Source organism: Actinoalloteichus hymeniacidonis, assembly GCF_014203365.1.
In the GTDB taxonomy this organism is placed as follows: domain Bacteria; phylum Actinomycetota; class Actinomycetes; order Mycobacteriales; family Pseudonocardiaceae; genus Actinoalloteichus_A; species Actinoalloteichus_A hymeniacidonis.
Genome location: NZ_JACHIS010000001.1, coordinates 1,081,166 through 1,096,331, shown reverse-complemented (window position 1 = coordinate 1,096,331; position 15,166 = coordinate 1,081,166). Strand labels below are relative to the sequence as shown.

General features: G+C 68.8%; 16 protein-coding genes. 7 read left to right on the top strand and 9 right to left on the bottom strand.

Annotation, left to right across the window (positions count from 1 at the left end; translation table 11 throughout):
* Positions 1-67: 67 nt before the first annotated feature.
* The 4 genes from BKA25_RS05030 to BKA25_RS05015 all read left to right on the top strand — a co-directional run bounded on the left by BKA25_RS05030 (position 68) and on the right by BKA25_RS05015 (position 3,739).
* Complete coding sequence (locus BKA25_RS05030; protein ID WP_269466148.1) at positions 68-1,096, top strand: ACP S-malonyltransferase; 1,029 nt, start codon at positions 68-70, stop codon at positions 1,094-1,096.
* Positions 1,093-2,079, top strand: coding sequence for a beta-ketoacyl-ACP synthase III (locus BKA25_RS05025; RefSeq protein WP_069851736.1), 987 nt, complete (start codon positions 1,093-1,095; stop codon positions 2,077-2,079). The genes BKA25_RS05030 and BKA25_RS05025 overlap by 4 nt, the downstream gene beginning before the upstream one ends.
* A 155-nt stretch (positions 2,080-2,234) precedes the next feature.
* Complete coding sequence (locus BKA25_RS05020; RefSeq protein ID WP_069851738.1) at positions 2,235-2,504, top strand: acyl carrier protein; 270 nt, start codon at positions 2,235-2,237, stop codon at positions 2,502-2,504.
* Positions 2,501-3,739: a beta-ketoacyl-[acyl-carrier-protein] synthase family protein gene (locus BKA25_RS05015; protein WP_069851739.1), complete on the top strand. Its 1,239-nt coding sequence runs from the start codon at positions 2,501-2,503 to the stop codon at positions 3,737-3,739. The genes BKA25_RS05020 and BKA25_RS05015 overlap by 4 nt, the downstream gene beginning before the upstream one ends.
* Positions 3,740-3,975: 236 nt before the next feature.
* Here BKA25_RS05015 and BKA25_RS05010 read toward each other — a convergent pair whose 3' ends face one another.
* A complete protein-coding gene (locus BKA25_RS05010; RefSeq protein WP_069851741.1) occupies positions 3,976-4,593 on the bottom strand; it encodes a hypothetical protein in 618 nt (205 codons plus the stop codon).
* 242 nt (positions 4,594-4,835) lie between these two features.
* The gene (locus BKA25_RS05005) at positions 4,836-5,339 is read right to left on the bottom strand and encodes a DUF3145 domain-containing protein (RefSeq protein WP_069851742.1); all 504 of its coding nucleotides are present in this window, start codon (positions 5,337-5,339) and stop codon (positions 4,836-4,838) included.
* Positions 5,340-5,666: 327 nt separating this feature from the next.
* Here BKA25_RS05005 and BKA25_RS05000 point away from each other — a divergent pair, with 327 nt between their 5' ends.
* Complete coding sequence (locus tag BKA25_RS05000) at positions 5,667-7,073, top strand: hypothetical protein (RefSeq protein WP_069851744.1); 1,407 nt, start codon at positions 5,667-5,669, stop codon at positions 7,071-7,073.
* A gap of 5 nt (positions 7,074-7,078) precedes the next feature.
* Here BKA25_RS05000 and BKA25_RS04995 read toward each other — a convergent pair whose 3' ends face one another.
* The 4 genes from BKA25_RS04995 to BKA25_RS04980 form a co-directional block, all read right to left on the bottom strand.
* A complete protein-coding gene (locus tag BKA25_RS04995) occupies positions 7,079-8,506 on the bottom strand; it encodes a dihydrolipoyl dehydrogenase family protein (RefSeq protein ID WP_069854013.1) in 1,428 nt (475 codons plus the stop codon).
* 162 nt (positions 8,507-8,668) lie between these two features.
* Entirely contained in the window at positions 8,669-8,977 is a 309-nt protein-coding gene (locus BKA25_RS04990; RefSeq protein WP_069851746.1) for a DUF6343 family protein, read from the bottom strand.
* A gap of 59 nt (positions 8,978-9,036) precedes the next feature.
* Positions 9,037-9,900 carry a hypothetical protein gene (locus BKA25_RS04985; protein WP_069851747.1) on the bottom strand — a complete coding sequence of 288 codons (864 nt, stop codon included), beginning with the start codon at positions 9,898-9,900 and terminating at the stop codon, positions 9,037-9,039.
* 200 nt (positions 9,901-10,100) lie between these two features.
* A complete protein-coding gene (locus tag BKA25_RS04980) occupies positions 10,101-10,304 on the bottom strand; it encodes a hypothetical protein (RefSeq protein WP_157421241.1) in 204 nt (67 codons plus the stop codon).
* 36 nt (positions 10,305-10,340) lie between these two features.
* Between BKA25_RS04980 and BKA25_RS04975 the strand changes: the two genes are divergently transcribed.
* Positions 10,341-10,619 carry a hypothetical protein gene (locus BKA25_RS04975; RefSeq protein ID WP_157421242.1) on the top strand — a complete coding sequence of 93 codons (279 nt, stop codon included), beginning with the start codon at positions 10,341-10,343 and terminating at the stop codon, positions 10,617-10,619.
* A gap of 135 nt (positions 10,620-10,754) precedes the next feature.
* Positions 10,755-11,819, top strand: a complete 1,065-nt coding sequence (locus BKA25_RS04970) for a DUF2382 domain-containing protein (protein ID WP_069854014.1) — start codon at positions 10,755-10,757, stop codon at positions 11,817-11,819.
* Positions 11,820-12,196: 377 nt separating this feature from the next.
* Here the strand turns inward: BKA25_RS04970 and BKA25_RS04965 are convergent, their stop codons facing one another.
* From BKA25_RS04965 to BKA25_RS04955, 3 genes are all read right to left on the bottom strand, one after another.
* Positions 12,197-12,535 (bottom strand): P-II family nitrogen regulator, encoded by a 339-nt coding sequence (locus BKA25_RS04965; RefSeq protein ID WP_069851750.1) that lies wholly within the window; start codon positions 12,533-12,535, stop codon positions 12,197-12,199.
* On the bottom strand, positions 12,532-13,896 hold the full coding sequence (locus tag BKA25_RS04960) for an ammonium transporter (RefSeq protein WP_069851751.1): 1,365 nt from the start codon (positions 13,894-13,896) through the stop codon (positions 12,532-12,534). The genes BKA25_RS04965 and BKA25_RS04960 overlap by 4 nt, the downstream gene beginning before the upstream one ends.
* A 326-nt stretch (positions 13,897-14,222) precedes the next feature.
* Positions 14,223-14,954 carry a D-Ala-D-Ala carboxypeptidase family metallohydrolase gene (locus tag BKA25_RS04955; protein WP_069851752.1) on the bottom strand — a complete coding sequence of 244 codons (732 nt, stop codon included), beginning with the start codon at positions 14,952-14,954 and terminating at the stop codon, positions 14,223-14,225.
* Positions 14,955-15,166 lie beyond the last annotated feature (212 nt).

Sequence of the window (15,166 nt, the reverse complement as noted above, 5' to 3'; positions counted from 1 at the left end):
GTAGGAAACCCACAACGAAGCGGCTGGGACTTCGTCAGCCACAGCATCACAGACCGTCCCGCTGGACGTGTTCAGTGAACGAGTGATCGCACTGCTCGCACCCGGACAGGGCTCCCAGGCACCAGGCATGCTCGCCCCGTGGTTGGAGACCGAGGGAGCCGGTGAACGGCTCGCCGAGTGGTCCGAGGCGACGGGCCTGGACCTCGTGCGGCTCGGCACCGAGGCCGACGCAGACGAGATCAAGGACACCTCGGTCACCCAGCCGCTGGTCGTCGCCCTGACCCTGTTGGCCGCCGAGGAGCTGCGCCGCCAGGTCGACCTCCCCGCCGATACCCCCGTCGCAGGGCACTCCGTCGGCGAACTCGCCGCCGCCGCCCTGGCCGGGGTGTTCAGTCCGCTCGACGCGGTCCGGCTCGCGGCCGTCCGAGGGCGGGAGATGGCCGCCGCCTGCGCCTTCGAGGAGACCGGGATGACCGCCGTGCTCGGCGGCGATTCCGAGGAGGTACTGGCCAGGCTCGACGAGCTCGGTCTCGACGCCGCGAACCGCAACGGCGCCGGTCAGATCGTCGCCGCAGGCCCGATCGCGGCGCTGGCCGAGCTCGACGCGAACCCGCCCGCCGAAGCCAGGATTCGCCCGCTGTCGGTCGCAGGCGCCTTCCACACCCGCTTCATGGCCACCGCCGAGGAAGCACTGCGCAAGCACGCCGAGAGCGTGTCGGTATCCGACCCGGTACGCCCGCTGCTGTCCAATCTCGACGGCGCGGTGGTGACCTCGGGCGCCGAGGTGCTGCGCAGGCTCGTCGCGCAGGTCACCCTCCCGGTTCGCTGGGATGTCTGTATGACCACGCTCGCCGATCGGGGCATCACCGGCGCCATCGAACTGCCGCCCGCCGGTGCGCTGGCCGGTCTGGTCAAGCGCGGGATGACCGGTGTGACCGCCGTCCCGTTGAAGACGCCTGCCAGTTTCGGCAAGGTGCTCACGTTGGTCGCGGCGCAGGATGGCGCGGCAACCGACGGTAATCCCGGCAGCGCGGAGTCGGTAACCTCCGACGCGGCCCGCACCACCCCCGCCGACACCTCGGAGACCACTCGATGAGCGCCCAACGGCCCCGTCTCACGCTGCGCACCGGCCCGGAGAACACCAGAATCCTCGGCCTCGGGAGCGCGCTGGGAAATCGGGTGGTCACCAACCACGATCTCGCCGAGACGATCGACACCAGCGACGAGTGGATCCGGGAGCGGGTCGGCATCGTGAGTCGGCGGCTGGCCGATCCGGAGCAGTCGTTGGTGAGCATGGGCATCGAGGCAGGCGCCAAGGCGGTCGCCGATTCGGGGTTAGCAGCCGCCGAGATCGACGCTCTGGTCTTCGCGACCTGCACGATGCCCGGTCCGATCCCCAACGCCGCGGCACAGACCGCCGCCGCGATCGGGATCAACGCGGGCGCTGCCTTCGACCTCAACGCGGCCTGCGCCGGATTCAGTTACGCCCTGGGGACCGCGTCCGACCTGATCCGAGGCGGTTCGGCCAAGCGGGTGCTGGTGGTCGGCGGGGAACGCTTCACCGACTGGGTCGACTGGACCGACCGGGCGAACGCGATCATCTTCGCCGACGGTGCGGGCGCGGCCGTGGTGGGACCGGCCGACGAGCCCGGCATCGGGCCGGTGGCCTGGGGCAGCGCGGGCGATCTCGCGCAGACCATCCACCTCCGCGACAACCGCTACATCTACCAGGAGGGCCAGTCCGTCTTCCGCTGGGCAACCACCCAGATCGCGCCGGTCGCCGAACAGGCGGTGCAGGCTGCGGGCCTACAGCTGTCCGATATCGATGCGCTGATCCCGCATCAGGCGAACCTGCGCATCGTCGAGTCGATCGCCAAGCGGCTCCGCTCCAAGGGCGCGCGCGAGGACATGGTGGTCGCCAGGGACATCGTGCACACCGGCAACACCTCGGCCGGATCCATCCCGATCGCGCTTGATCACATGCGCTCCGCCGGGGAGATCTCGCACGGCGACGTGCTCCTGCTGATCGGTTTCGGTGCAGGACTGTCGTACGCGGGACAGGTGGTGGTGTGCCCTTGATCGGGTTACCGCACGTCAGGAGCTCGGTTCTCACCGAGAGGTGAGGACCCGTGGTGTGCACCTCCGGCGCGCTTCTCGCGCGTTGGGCTGCATTCGTCGTCTTCCGGGCCGACCGACCAGGTCGACCGGATTAAGTGCAGAGGAAAGGGAAAGCTGTGTCGAACAACGAGAAGACCGCCTCGAACAACGAAACAGTCGATGTCGCCGAGGGTCTCGCCGCGATCGTCGAAGAGGTCGCGGGTGTCGAGGCAGCCGAGGTCACCCCGGACAAGTCCTTCATCGACGACCTCGACATCGACTCGCTGTCGATGGTGGAGATCGCCGTCCAGGCCGAGGACAAGTTCGGCGTCAAGATCCCTGACGACGAGCTGGCCAACCTCAAGACCGTGGGCGACGCGGTGAAGTACATCGACGACAACAAGTGACCGAACACGACGTAGTCGTCACCGGGCTCGGCGCGACGACACCGCTCGGCGGTGACGTCGCGTCCACCTGGGACGCAATGCTCGCCGGACGCAACGGTGTCCGGTCCATCGACGCGGACTGGCCGGAGAAGTACGAGCTGCCCGCCCGCATCGCCGCCTCTCTCGCGGTGGAGCCCACCGAGGTGCTCCCCCGGGTCCAGGCCCGCAGGCTGGATCGCTGCGAACAGGTCTCGATCATCGCGGCCAGGGAAGCCTGGGCGGATGCCGGAACCCCCGAGGTCGACCCGGAACGGCTGGCCGTCGTCGTCGGTACCGGTATCGGCGGTGCGATCACGCTGCTCGATCAGGACGACCTGCTCGAGCAGAAGGGCCTCCGCAAGGTCTCACCACTGACCATCCCCATGCTGATGCCCAACGGCCCGGCGGCCGTCGTCGGTCTGGAGCTCGGTTCGCAGGGCGGCGTGCACGCGCCGGTCTCGGCCTGTGCCTCCGGCGCCGAGGCACTCGCCTGGGGCTGGCGGATGCTCAAGGCGGGCGAGGTCGACGTGGTGGTGGCGGGTGGCGCCGAAGCGGTGATCCACTCGCTGCCGGTCGCAGGCTTCGCACAGATGCGTGCGTTGTCCACCCGCAACGACGAGCCGGAACGCGCCTCGCGGCCGTTCGACACCGATCGGGACGGATTCGTCCTCGGTGAGGGCGCCGGGATCATGGTGCTGGAGCGGGCCGAGTACGCGGCGGCTCGAGGGGCACGGATCTACGGCAGGCTCGCCGGCGTGGGCACCAGTGCCGACGCACACCACATCACCGCCCCGGAACCCAGTGGCCGAGGTCAGGCCACGGCGATCCGCAAGGCGCTCCGGTCGGCGGGGCTGTCGGCATCCGACGTCGATCACGTCAACGCACACGCGACCTCGACCCCGGTCGGTGACGTGGCGGAGGCGGCCTCGATTCGGTTGTCCATCGGGGACCACCCGGTCGTCAACGCTCCCAAGTCGGCCATGGGCCATCTGCTCGGGGCTGCGGGCGCGGTCGAATCGATCATCGCGCTGCTGTCGCTGTACCACGGAGTGGTGCCGCACACGCAGAACCTCGAGAAGCTGGATCCGGCGGTGGAGTTGGACGTCGTCGCCGACGCGCCTCGCAAGGGCAACTTCTCGGTGGCGTTGAACGACGCCTTCGGATTCGGCGGTCACAACGTCGCGCTCGCCTTCACCAGCGAGAGCCCCAGCCTGTAACACCTGGGCCCGTACCCGACGGACGCTGCTCTTCGACGTCGGGACGCGCGCCGCAGCGCGTGCTGCCTGCGCCCTGCGGCGGCCTCGCGGTGGGCGGATATCCACCGATCAGGTGCAGGCCTGTGCTGCGGTGATCGGGCGGTGGCACCTCTGGTGCCCGCCTGATCCTCGCAGTCTGATCGAGGCGTGCTGCCTGGTAACTCAAGTCCAGGTCGGGGCGGTCCGGCCTGCGGCCCTCAGTCCTGTTCGCAGGGGCTGGGAATGGAGCTGTTCGGCAAACCGCTATCGATCTTGAGTTTGCCGTCCTCCATCGTCAGCGGATAGACCACTCGCCAGTACACACAGTCCGAGGGAACCTCGGGCGGCGCGTCCTGTGGGTCCTGAAGGCTGACGAAACTCAGCACCATCCGCAGCGAGTCCTCCGGACCCGGGTCGATGCGGTGGATGATCACGTTGCCGTCGGTCGTCGAGCGGTAGCTCTCCAACCAGTCCTGTTCGGGCAGCGCCTCCACGCGGTGCGCCGCCACCGTGGTCCCCCACAGCTCGTAGTTGAGCTGGTTGATCGACTCGAAATGGGTGTCGACCAGCACCCGGATGGCGTCCTGATCGGGGTGGGCGAGCACATCTGGCGACAGAGTCGGTTCCACCGGGTCGCCCTGGCGAGGTCGGTTCGCCGGTTCCGGGAGCTCGACCCGCTGACCAGCCACCACGTCCATCCCGGTATTGCTGCGAGCCATCAACAGCCCGGCGATCACGGCGAGACCCAGGACGCCGATGACGCCGAGCGCGAACCAGGCCTTCGGTAGCCAGTTCGGTTCCCGGTCCTGCCCGGAATCTGCACTGTCGGTCCGCACTCACCAAGAATGGCACACTCGCTTGCCGGTCTTCGCCCGATCGTGCGGTGCGCCTCGGGCCTTCTCATCACAGTCCGACCGCGTTGGGTCGACTATGTCGACCCTTTCGGATTTCTCCGGCCCGGAAGGTAATTTCGGGCAGAATCGCGGGCACTGCATCCGTGACGAATGATCGCTTTCCCGCAGCCGACGCCTGCCGACAATCCGGGGCTCCTTTCGATCTTGCGCCGAAACGGTGCGGATCAGCCGACCTGATGCAGCCAGGTGACCGGAGCGCCGTCGCCTGCGAGGCGAAAGGGTTCGAGTGCCTCGTCCCAAGCCTCGCCCAACAACTCGCCGAGCCGATGCGCCACCGTCTCGCGGCCGATATCGGCGGCGAGCAGTGACCGGAGCTGGTTCTCGTTGACGACGATGTCGCCGTTGGCGCTGGTCCTGGCCCGCCAGAGACCGAGGCCCGGAACGTGACAGAACCGTTCGCCATCCACGCCGTGGCTTGGAGCCTCGGTGACCTCGAAGCGGATCATCGGCCAGGCACGCAGCTCGGAGACCAGCCGGATCGCGGTACCCGCCTCGCCCGACCAGTTGCATTCGGCGCGCAGTTGACCGGCCGCAATCGGCTGGGCCGTCCATTGGAGACCGACCCTGGTACCCACCGCCGCCGAGATCGCCCATTCGACGTGCGGGCAGACTGCGGAAGGCGACGAGTGGACGTAGACGACGCCGCTGGTGCTGCCATCGGTGCTCACTGCTGACCTCCGTTACTCGACGATGGGCGTCTTCCCCTACGACCTCGCAAGCAACGGCGACAACGCGGACCGTCTCCATTGATCAACCCGAATGGATCGGTTGCCCGATCAATCAATAGCGTCATTCTGCACCGATCGTGCCGATCTTCGCCAGCCGAAGACGCGATCACCACGACGAGTTCCATGATCCAAACGTGTTCTATTACGCACGAACCGGTGTTTACCGGTGAGTAGAGTGAGGGCCGTCGGGACTGGGGCTACCGTGATACCTCACACCCCCAAGCAGATCGGTCGGGGCCAGGTCATGTACATCGTGGGAGGTGGCCAGTGCGGCTGATTCGGCTCGGTGCAGACCCATCGGTGATCAGTGTCGACATCCGGGCAACCCTTTCCTCCTGGGGTAAGGGCAATGCGCTCGTCGGCGGAGTGGCGGTTCTCGGCGGTACCCCGACCGGGGCGCACCGATCGGTGGACGCGGTGATCATTCGGCCATCGGGGTTGACCCTGGTGGTCGGCGTCGATCTCCCCGATCCCGCACTGAAACTGGACGCGCCGCTGGGCAGGCGGTGGCGGGTGGACGGCTGGTTGCTGACCCGCAACGACGAGAGCCCCAATCCCGCCGCCGACGCGGTCGAGTTGGCCAAGGCGGTTCGCGAACGCTCCTACATCGTCGGCGCGCAGAACGCCCCGCTGACCACGGTGATCGCGATCGGTCCCTATGTGGAGCAGGTGCTGCAGCCCGAGGAGGACGTCGCCCGAGGTTTCCGTGCCCTGCATCCGTCGCCGCCGTCGATGCTGGGCGCGTTGCGCGCGTCCACCCAGGCTCCGACACCGTTGCGGATCGACCAGGTTCGGCAGTTGTTGACGGCGCTGTTCCCCGGTCAGGAGAAGCTGGCGCCGGAGGCTCTCGGCGAGACGGAACTGTTGGCCGAGGGGTTCGTCGCGGAGGCAGGCGACGCCCCCACCGTGGCGTTGCCCCAACACATCGGGCTCGGCGCCGCGCCCACCGCATCGGGCGTGGTCGTGACGGAGGCGGCACCGGTGGCTGCGCTGGAACACCGTGGCGCGGGCGGTCCCGGTGTCACGCCGCAGGCCGCTCCGGCGGCGCAGGCAGGCCCGGTCGCTCCGGCGGGCCGACCGAACACCGTCCGCCCGGCGCCGACGGGTTCTCGCGGGGTGCGCGGCCAACTCGTGCTAGCCGCGGTCATCGCCGCCGTCGTCCTCGGTGTGATGACCGTGCTGGTGGTGGACTCCAGTCGGGGCGCGAGCTCTGATACCGAGCCGGAGCACACCGAGGTCGTCAGCGCGGACGGCATCGATTTCATCGTCCGAGGCTCGGACACCACCGAGGACTGTGCCGAACACTCCTATGGGGACGCTGCGGTCTGGCTGGCCGAGAATCCGTGCACGGAGCTGACTCGGGGGCTCTATCAGGCTGAGACGCCCGAGGCGGCGATCGCAGCCTCGGTGCTCGTGTTCCCCGACGAGTCCGCCGCTGCGGACTTCGACGAACTCGTCAACGGCGCGGGACGTGGAGCCGTCAGCGACCTCGTGCGGGACGGGCAGGGCTGGCAGGGCGGACCCGAGTCGTTCGACAACGCCGCGTTCGTCACCGCCAGGGATGGTGCCCGGCTGCGGATCGCGCAGGCGGTCTGGCTCGACGAACCGTCGGCGCCGGACGACACGGAACTGGTCGAACTCGCCGAGACCGGCCTCATCCTCACCGAGGGCTGACGTTCTCAGAGCCCGTATTCCTCCAGCAACCGCAGCCAGATCTCGCTGATCGTGGGGTATGCGGGCACCGCGTGCCACAGCCGATCGATCGGCACCTCGCCGACGATGGCGATGGTCGCGGCGTGCAACAACTCCGCCACGTCGTAACCGGCGAAGGTGACGCCCACCAGGACGCGACGGTCCTCGTCGACGATCATCGTGGTTCGGCCTCGGTATCCGCCTGCGTGCAGCGTCGAACCCGCGACGGCGATGTCCAACTCGACGACCCGGACGTTCAATCCCGCCTTGCGGGCCGATGCCGAGGTGTAGCCGACCGCGGCGACCTCCGGGTCGGTGAAGACCACCTGCGGAACGGCGGTGTGGTCCGCGGTCGCGGCGAAGCGGCTCCACGGCGACGCCTCGCGGGCCTCCGCAGAACCGGCCGCCCGGCCGGCGATGACGTCGCCGACCACCCGAGCGGCGTACTTGCCCTGGTGGGTGAGTGGTGCCCGGCCGGTCACGTCGCCCGCCGCGTACAACCAGCCGCCGTCGACGCCGGTGACCTGCCCGGAATCGTCGACCTGCAACGGCTGCCCGGGGGTCAGTCCGACGGTCTCGACGCCGATCTCGTTGGTGGCCGGGCTGCGGCCGGTGGCCACGAGCAGTTCGTCGACCTTGATGCGACCGCCCTCCGCAGTCCGCAACGCGATGCCGCCGCCCTCGGCCGAGACCCGTTCCAGGGTGGTGTCCAGCAGGACGTCGACGCCGTCCTCCCGGAGGCCGTCGGCCACCAGATCACCCGCGAAGCCCTCGAAGTTGGCGAGCAGTCGCGGCGCGTTGTTGATCAGGGTGACCTTGGAACCGAGGCGCGCCCAGGCTTGGGCCAGCTCGACGCCGACCGGGCCGCCGCCGAGCACGGCGAGCCTGCGGGGAACCGACCGGGCGGAGGTCGCATCCCGCGAGGTCCAGGTCCGCACCTGGTCGATCCCGGCGACCGGCGGGGTCTTGGGTGCGCTGCCGGTACAGACCACCACCGCGTGCGTCGCCTGGATCTCCCGTTCGCCGTCGGCATCCCGCACCTGCACCAGGCGCGGTCCGACGATGCGGCCGGTGCCGCGCACCACGGTGATTCCGGCGCCCTCGGCCCAGCTCACCTGCCCGTCGTCCTTCCAATCGGAGGCGATGGCGTCCCGGCTGGCCAGCACCTCGGCGGCAGCCAGTTCGCCGGTCACCGCCTCCTTGGCCCCGGCGACGCGCCGGGCGGCGGCGAGCGCGGTGCCGGGCCGCAGCAGTGCCTTGCTCGGCATGCAGGCCCAGTAGGAGCATTCGCCGCCCAGCAGGTCGGCCTCGACGATCACCGCCCGCAGTCCACCCTGGACGGCGCGGGAGGCGACGTTCTCGCCGACTGGTCCGCCACCGATCACGATGACGTCGAATTCGGTCTGGTCTTCGATCTTCTTGTGATCCACGCCGAACAGCGCACCCCAGTGCGCCTGCTGCGGCAACTCAGCCGTCACCGTTCCGTGACCTCCGCCTGGCGAACCACGGGGGTGAACCGGAGCGAAGGGTCTCGATGTGTCTCGATGCGCTCGGTCAATCCGGCTCTCGCACGCGGCTCAGCCGGGCTCGCCGCGTCGCTTGCGATGTGCCACCCACATCAGATCCACGGCGGCGATGACGGCCAGCACCACGAGTACCACGCCGAAGGCCACCAGTTCGGCCCGGAAGCACACCACAGCGGCCACGGTGCAGAACACCAGTCCGAAGCCCGCAAGCCACAGCCGGAGGGTCAGCGCGCTTCTGGTCGGTGCCGCGCCGCCGACACCCGCCGTCGGATCGTGGTAGTCGTACAGGCCACGTTCGTAATCGGCCCTGGTGCGCCGGTGTCGGGCTCCTCGGGCCGATTCTCGGGCCGAATCAGACATGGGTCGGGGGTACCCGAATCGGTGCGCCGGTACACCGATCCATCGCCGAGGGCCACGGCCTATTCCGCTGGGCGCAGCGGCCGGGCCGCCGCCGGCCGATCGTGATCGGCGCCCGGCTGGTCCGGAATGGCGATTTCGGGGATGGATGCGTCTTCGGGGGCGGGCCTGTCGGCGCGGACGGCGGCGCCGGGCGCATCGGGTTCGCCGCCCGGTGTGGGTTCCGGGTCGGCGGATGGGGCCGCGACCGTCGACTCCTCCGGGCGGATGGGCGTCCGCACCGGGCCGAGGATCTGCGGCGGCCGGGTCAGGTAGGGGCTGCAGACCCGGGTCACGAGCAGCCCGACTGCCAACAGCGGTACCACCGCCGACAGTGCAGCTGCGGTGAATCCCGTACTGAGCACGTCGCGGGGCAGCAGCCTGGCCCGGCGGCACACCGGGACCCGCCGCAGCGGTAAGGAGCAGAGGAAGAGCAGCGCGATCAGGCCGACCATGCCGAGAATCGCCCGGTAGACGGCCTCGTGGTACCCGAGTCCCTCCGCCGCGATCATCACCGAGGACCAGCCGAGCAGAGCCGGGAACTGGGAGCGTTCGGTGGTCGCCGCCCAGAGCACCCCGGCGCCCCAGGCGCAGAGCAGCAACACGGTTCGGCGCTCGGGTTCGGCGAGGAAGTCGCCTGCGGTCTGCACCGCCTGCGCGACGTCGAGCCCGAAGAAGGCCAGCACCTCGCCGGGGACGCCCAGCGGCGAGAGTCGAGTCTCCGGCGGGCCGATCTGTCCGAGAATCCAGCCTGCAGTCCACAACGACATGATCACCGCGAGGACCCGTTGCCACCGAGGACGATCGGCGGCACGCTGGATCAGCAGCGTCAGATCCCGCCACCGAGGCAGCAGATCCGTCGCCACCGAGAGCCGCGAAGTGGACACGTTTCAGATGGTCCCGGCTTTCCGATCGCGCCGGAAGACCTGTGCCACCGACGGCGGCATACCGGGCGGAATTCGGCACGCAGCGTAGCTGATCGCGGCCCAGGCGGCAGCGCAACTCATCCCTTAGGACGAAGAAGTGTGGACCTGCGCGGGTTGCGACGCGCCGGTTTTCCACCTTCGGGTGAAAGGCGCAGTTCGCTTCAACGGCCCGCGTAGCGTCGGGCGGGCCGCGCTGGCGACGCTTCGACATCGCCGGGGGCCGAACCACGTCCCGCCAGCGACATCGCCGATTCCGACCACTCGTCGCCCACCGACGCGGGCGGCCGGTCGAGCCGATGCGCGTCGGGGTGTCGAGCGGCGCTCGGCGCGACGGCGCCCGAGAACCAGGCGGCGAAGACGACCACGATCGAGGACCATAGCTGCACGAAAGAGGGTCGCAGATGAGCTCACCACTCTTCGTAGTCAAAGACGATCTTTCCGCCCCGGTGTGTATCAACTACACCGCGGCAGGCCGACCGGTGGTCGCCGTCCGCCGAGGCCAGGTGTTCTCCCCCGAGTTCGCCCAGGCACTCTCGGATGCGCTGAGCTCCATCGCGGTACGGGTGACCCCGTCGGTGCCGAGGCAGACCGACCGGGAATGCCTGGACGGCGAGCTGCCCGCCCGTTGGAACGCCGCCGCGACGCGGAGCAGCGTCCCGACCCCGCACTTCGCCCACTAGGCAATCGCCATACCTCACCTCGGCCCGACTAGCCGATCAGACTCGCCGTCTCCGAGCCACCCGTTCGGGTGATTCTCCGGACGCGTTGGGCCGGATGGGTACTCCTATCAGTGGAGTCGTCTGGAGGTGGCGAACATGACCAGTGGCATACAGGACATCAAGAGATTGCCCGGCCGCACCGTCTACGGTGCGGACGGAATCAAGATCGGCAAGATCGCTCAGGTCTGGCTGGACGGGCCGTCGGGAGAACCATCCTGGATCTCCGTGCACACCGGACTGTTCGGGATGCGCGAGAGCTTCGTTCCCGTGGCGGGCATGCGCCGTACCGATGAGGGCGACGTCGAGGTCCGGTACAACCGCGAGCAGGTCCACGAGGCCCCGCAGGTGGCGCCGGATCAGGGCGAGCTGCCCATCGAGGACGAGAGCAGGCTCTACGACTACTACGGCCTGCCCAGCCAGCGGCAGAGCACCGAGAGCCTGAGCACCGACCGGTCCTCGACGCTGTCCGGCGGCGACGTGGAGTCGACCGACGGGTTCGGGCAGAACCGATCGGCGGAAGGTGCGGCGGGGGCCGCCGGACTGGCCGGGCTAGCGGGAACCGCCCGGCGGCCGGACACCTCGGCCGAGGCACGAGCAGGTCAGCAACGGGCGGCGAGCACCTATCCCGAGATGTTGGAGGCCGAGAAGCGGGCGGCGGACGCGTCGTCGGTCCCGACGCCGACCTCGTCCACCGACGAGATCCCGGGCGCCCCCGGCCCACCCCGACGCTCCGCGCAGTCGGGCGGGACACCGGGCACCCGGCAGGCGGATCGAGGCGAGGCGATCACCCGCTGCGAGGAGCAGCTCAGCGTGCACGCCGAACAGGTCGAGACCGGCCGCGCGTGGCTACGCAAGTACGTGGTCACCGAGGAGGTGCAGATCAAGGTGCCGCTCAAGCGCGAGCGGGTCCGGATGGAGACCGAACCCATCACCGCCGCCGATCGCGATGCCGCCGCCGGTGCCGACCTGCGGATTCACGAGGAACAGCGCGAGGTGGTCCTGCATGAGGAACGCGCGGTCGTGGAGCGTCGGACGGTGCCCGTCGAACGGGTCCGGCTGACGACCGAGACGACGACCGAGGAGCAGACGATCACCGACCGGGTGCGCAAGGAGCGTTTCGAGTTCAACGATGGCCAAGACCACGGTAACCGGCCCGCCTGATGAGTATCGGGTCGCACCCGTGGACAGCGGCAAGGCGTCGCCCGATTGGCCTCACCCCTCACCAGGCCAATCGGGCGGCGTTGCTCGGGTGCCGCCGGTGACGAGCGCCGGGAGAGGACCGATCGGGACCGGTGGGCGCTCGTCTCCAAGCGGCACTAGAACCAAGCCTGCCCGTCGTCGGGTGATCGCGGGAGCGTGAATCCGGCTAACCGTGCTGAGGGAATCTACTCATCGACCGTGCGGATCGCGCCCGATCGAACGCCGCTGGACCTCCAGTCACCAACGCACGAAGGAGCCCTTCCCCATCGGGGAGGGCTCCTTCGCTGTGCGTCGGCCGGGATCGGTCCGTCCGAGGCCTACCAGCCTGTCCGGGGTCTCTAGAGGGCGTCGCTGTCGCGTTCCCCGGTCCGCACCCGGACGACGGACTCGACCGGGGTCACCCAGACCTTGCCGTCGCCGATCGCGCCGCTACGCGCGGTCTCCACGATGGTGTCGACCACGGCGTCGACGATCGACGTCTCGGTCAGCACGTCGATGCGGACCTTGGGCACGTAGTCGATCGACACCCCGGCGCCCCGGTAGACCTCGGTGTGCCCCTTCTGCCTGCCATAGCCCCGGACCTCGCCCACGGTCATGCCCAGCACGCCGAGCCGGTCCAGGCCTGCGCGGATCGCGCCCAGGGTGGCGGGCTTGACGATCGCGGTCACCAACTTCACTGCTTACTCCCCTCGAACGCCTGCTGCGGCTGTGTCGGGTCCTGCCTCGTCGAGACCGGGGCGGGCTCCGCACCGCCGGGTTGCTGCGCCGCCACGCGGCTGACGGCGAATCCGGCCAGCTCGTAGCCGCCTTCAGCGTGTTCCGACTCGTCGACGCCCGCATCCTCGGCCTCGGCCGGGACCCGCAGCCCGATGACGGCCTTGACCAGCAGGGCCAGCAGCAGGCTCACCACGAAGGAGTAGGCCAGCACCGCGATGGCACCGACGGCCTGGATGCCCAGTAGTTCGAGGCCGCCGCCGAAGAACAGTCCGTCCACGCCTGCCGGGGTGCTGCTGTCGCCGAACAGTCCGATGAGCAGCGTGCCTACCAGGCCACCGACCAGGTGGACGCCGACGACGTCGAGCGAGTCGTCGTAGCCGAAGCGGTACTTCAAGCCGACCGCCAGGGCGCAGAGCGCACCCGAGACGAGTCCGATCGCGATGGCTCCGAGCGGCGAGACCGAGGAACCGGCCGGGGTGATGGCCACCAGCCCCGCCACGATGCCGGAGGCGGCACCGAGTGTCGTGGCGTGGGAGTCCCTGATGCGTTCCACCAGGAGCCACGAGAGCATGGCCGCGCCCGTGGCCACCAACGTGTTGACCAGGACCAGCGCTGCGGTGCCGTCCGCGGCCAATGCCGACCCGGCGTTGAAACCGAACCAGCCGAACCACAGCAGCGCCGCGCCGAGGACCACCATGGGCAGGTTGTGCGGGCGCATCGGCTCCTGTGGCCAGCCCCGACGCTTACCGAGCACCAACGCCAGGGCGAGCGCGGCGGCGCCCGCGTTGATGTGCACCGCGGTGCCGCCCGCGAAGTCGATCGCACCGAGCGTGTTGGCGATCCAGCCGCCGACCACACCCGCTTCCTCGTCGCTGAAGGCGAAGACCCAGTGGGCGACCGGGAAATACACCACCACGGCCCAGAGACCGGCGAACAACAACCAGGGGCCGAATCTGATCCGATCCGCGACCGCACCCGAGATCAACGCCACCGTGATGATGGCGAACATCGCCTGGAAACCCACGAATGCCAGCGTGGGAATCGAGCCGGACAGCGATTCCGGATCCCATAGACCGTTGAGGCCGAAGTATTCGATCGGGTTGCCCAGCAGGCCGAGACCCACATCGTTTCCGAAGGCCATCGAATACCCGAACAGCACCCACAACAGGCCGACCACGCCCATGCTGCCGAGACTCATCATGATCATGTTCAGGACGCTCTTCGAGCGGACCATGCCGCCGTAGAAGAATGCCAATCCCGGGGTCATGAGCATCACCAGGGCCGCGCTGGTGAGCACCCACGCAGTATTGCCGCTATCCATCTCGCCTCCACTCGTGCCGACGCACGGGCCAAGGTTCGATCCGGGGCGTTTCGATATGTGTCACCCGATGTTGCGCGGACGTGAAATACCTTCAGGAGTCGTTACGGACGGATGTCACCCGAGCGGTAAACATCGACGTGAGCGCAGATCCAAGATCGTCGACTCCGGCCGCGAGGTTACGAAACGCTCACGGCGCATGCGGGAGAATATCGGGCGGATCCGCGCGAACACCGCAAAGGCGGGTACCGAGCATCCCACCTCGCCGAAAAGAACGGGCGCGGCGCCCCGGTGGGGAACGCCGCGCCCGGTCGAACGGTCGATCGGAATCAGATGGCCCAGTACCAGGCCCGCGAGCCGTAGGAGTACTCGGCGCGGCTATCGACGTGGGTGAACGTGGAGTAGCGGATGATGCCGGAGAAACCGGAGCTCTGCGCATAGCCGATCGTCTGGCTGACCGACCGGCCGCTGACCACGATGTCGGCGGCGATGCCGTACATGTGCTGACTGTTGGACGCGCCGCCGACGGCGCTGTTGTGCGAGACACTGCGGAAACCGGAGTTGATGGTGATCGGCCGGTCACCGGACTTCTTGCGGATGGCCTCCAGCTTGTACATCAGCCGACGGATGTTCTCCCGCACGGTGGACGCACCGACCCGGCCGTTGTTGAATCCCGCCCCATCCTTGGAGTGAAACTCCGAGAAGTTGAAGTGCCTGGTCGAGCCGTCGGAGGACTCCAACCAGTTGAGCCGGGACTGCGTGTTCGGACCGACGACACCGTCGATTCCGAGGCCGTAGGCGCCCTGGAACCGCCGGACGGCGCCCTCGGTGGCCGGACCGAAGTCACCATCGATGGTCAACGCGGTGCGAGACGCGCCCGCCGCCGCGTAGCCCGCCACGCGGATCTGCAATTCCCGCACGTCGGCACCGCTGTCCCCCTGACGCAGGGTGCGGGTCCAGTTGTAGGCGTGCGCCTCCGGCGCGCTCACCACGCTCACCGTGCCCATCGCCATCACCAACGCGGCGAGTAAGACGCCCATGCGTCCGAGCATTCTCAACATGTCTTTCCTTCCGCCCAGTACGACGGCCCCTGGTCAGGAGCCGTCATCAGCCCACCGTGCCGAGCTTTCACCGACTTGGACAGAGGAGATGTGAAGAATTCATGTGTTGGCGAGGGAGATTCGACTGATCGGACCAGCGAGGTCAGCGTGGTGGCGTACCGGCGTTGAAACGATCGGTCGACGGTTGTACGACCGTCAGGCCAACACACCAC

Coding starts and splice junctions, on each gene's coding strand:
- BKA25_RS05025 (WP_069851736.1), top strand. CDS start 1,093: ATGAGCGCCCAACGGCCCCGTCTCACGCTGCGCACCGGCCCGGAGAAC.
- BKA25_RS04990 (WP_069851746.1), bottom strand. CDS start 8,977: ATGTCTGATTCGGCCCGAGAATCGGCCCGAGGAGCCCGACACCGGCGC.
- BKA25_RS04975 (WP_157421242.1), top strand. CDS start 10,341: ATGAGCTCACCACTCTTCGTAGTCAAAGACGATCTTTCCGCCCCGGTG.
- BKA25_RS04970 (WP_069854014.1), top strand. CDS start 10,755: ATGACCAGTGGCATACAGGACATCAAGAGATTGCCCGGCCGCACCGTC.
- BKA25_RS04960 (WP_069851751.1), bottom strand. CDS start 13,896: ATGGATAGCGGCAATACTGCGTGGGTGCTCACCAGCGCGGCCCTGGTG.
- BKA25_RS04955 (WP_069851752.1), bottom strand. CDS start 14,954: ATGTTGAGAATGCTCGGACGCATGGGCGTCTTACTCGCCGCGTTGGTG.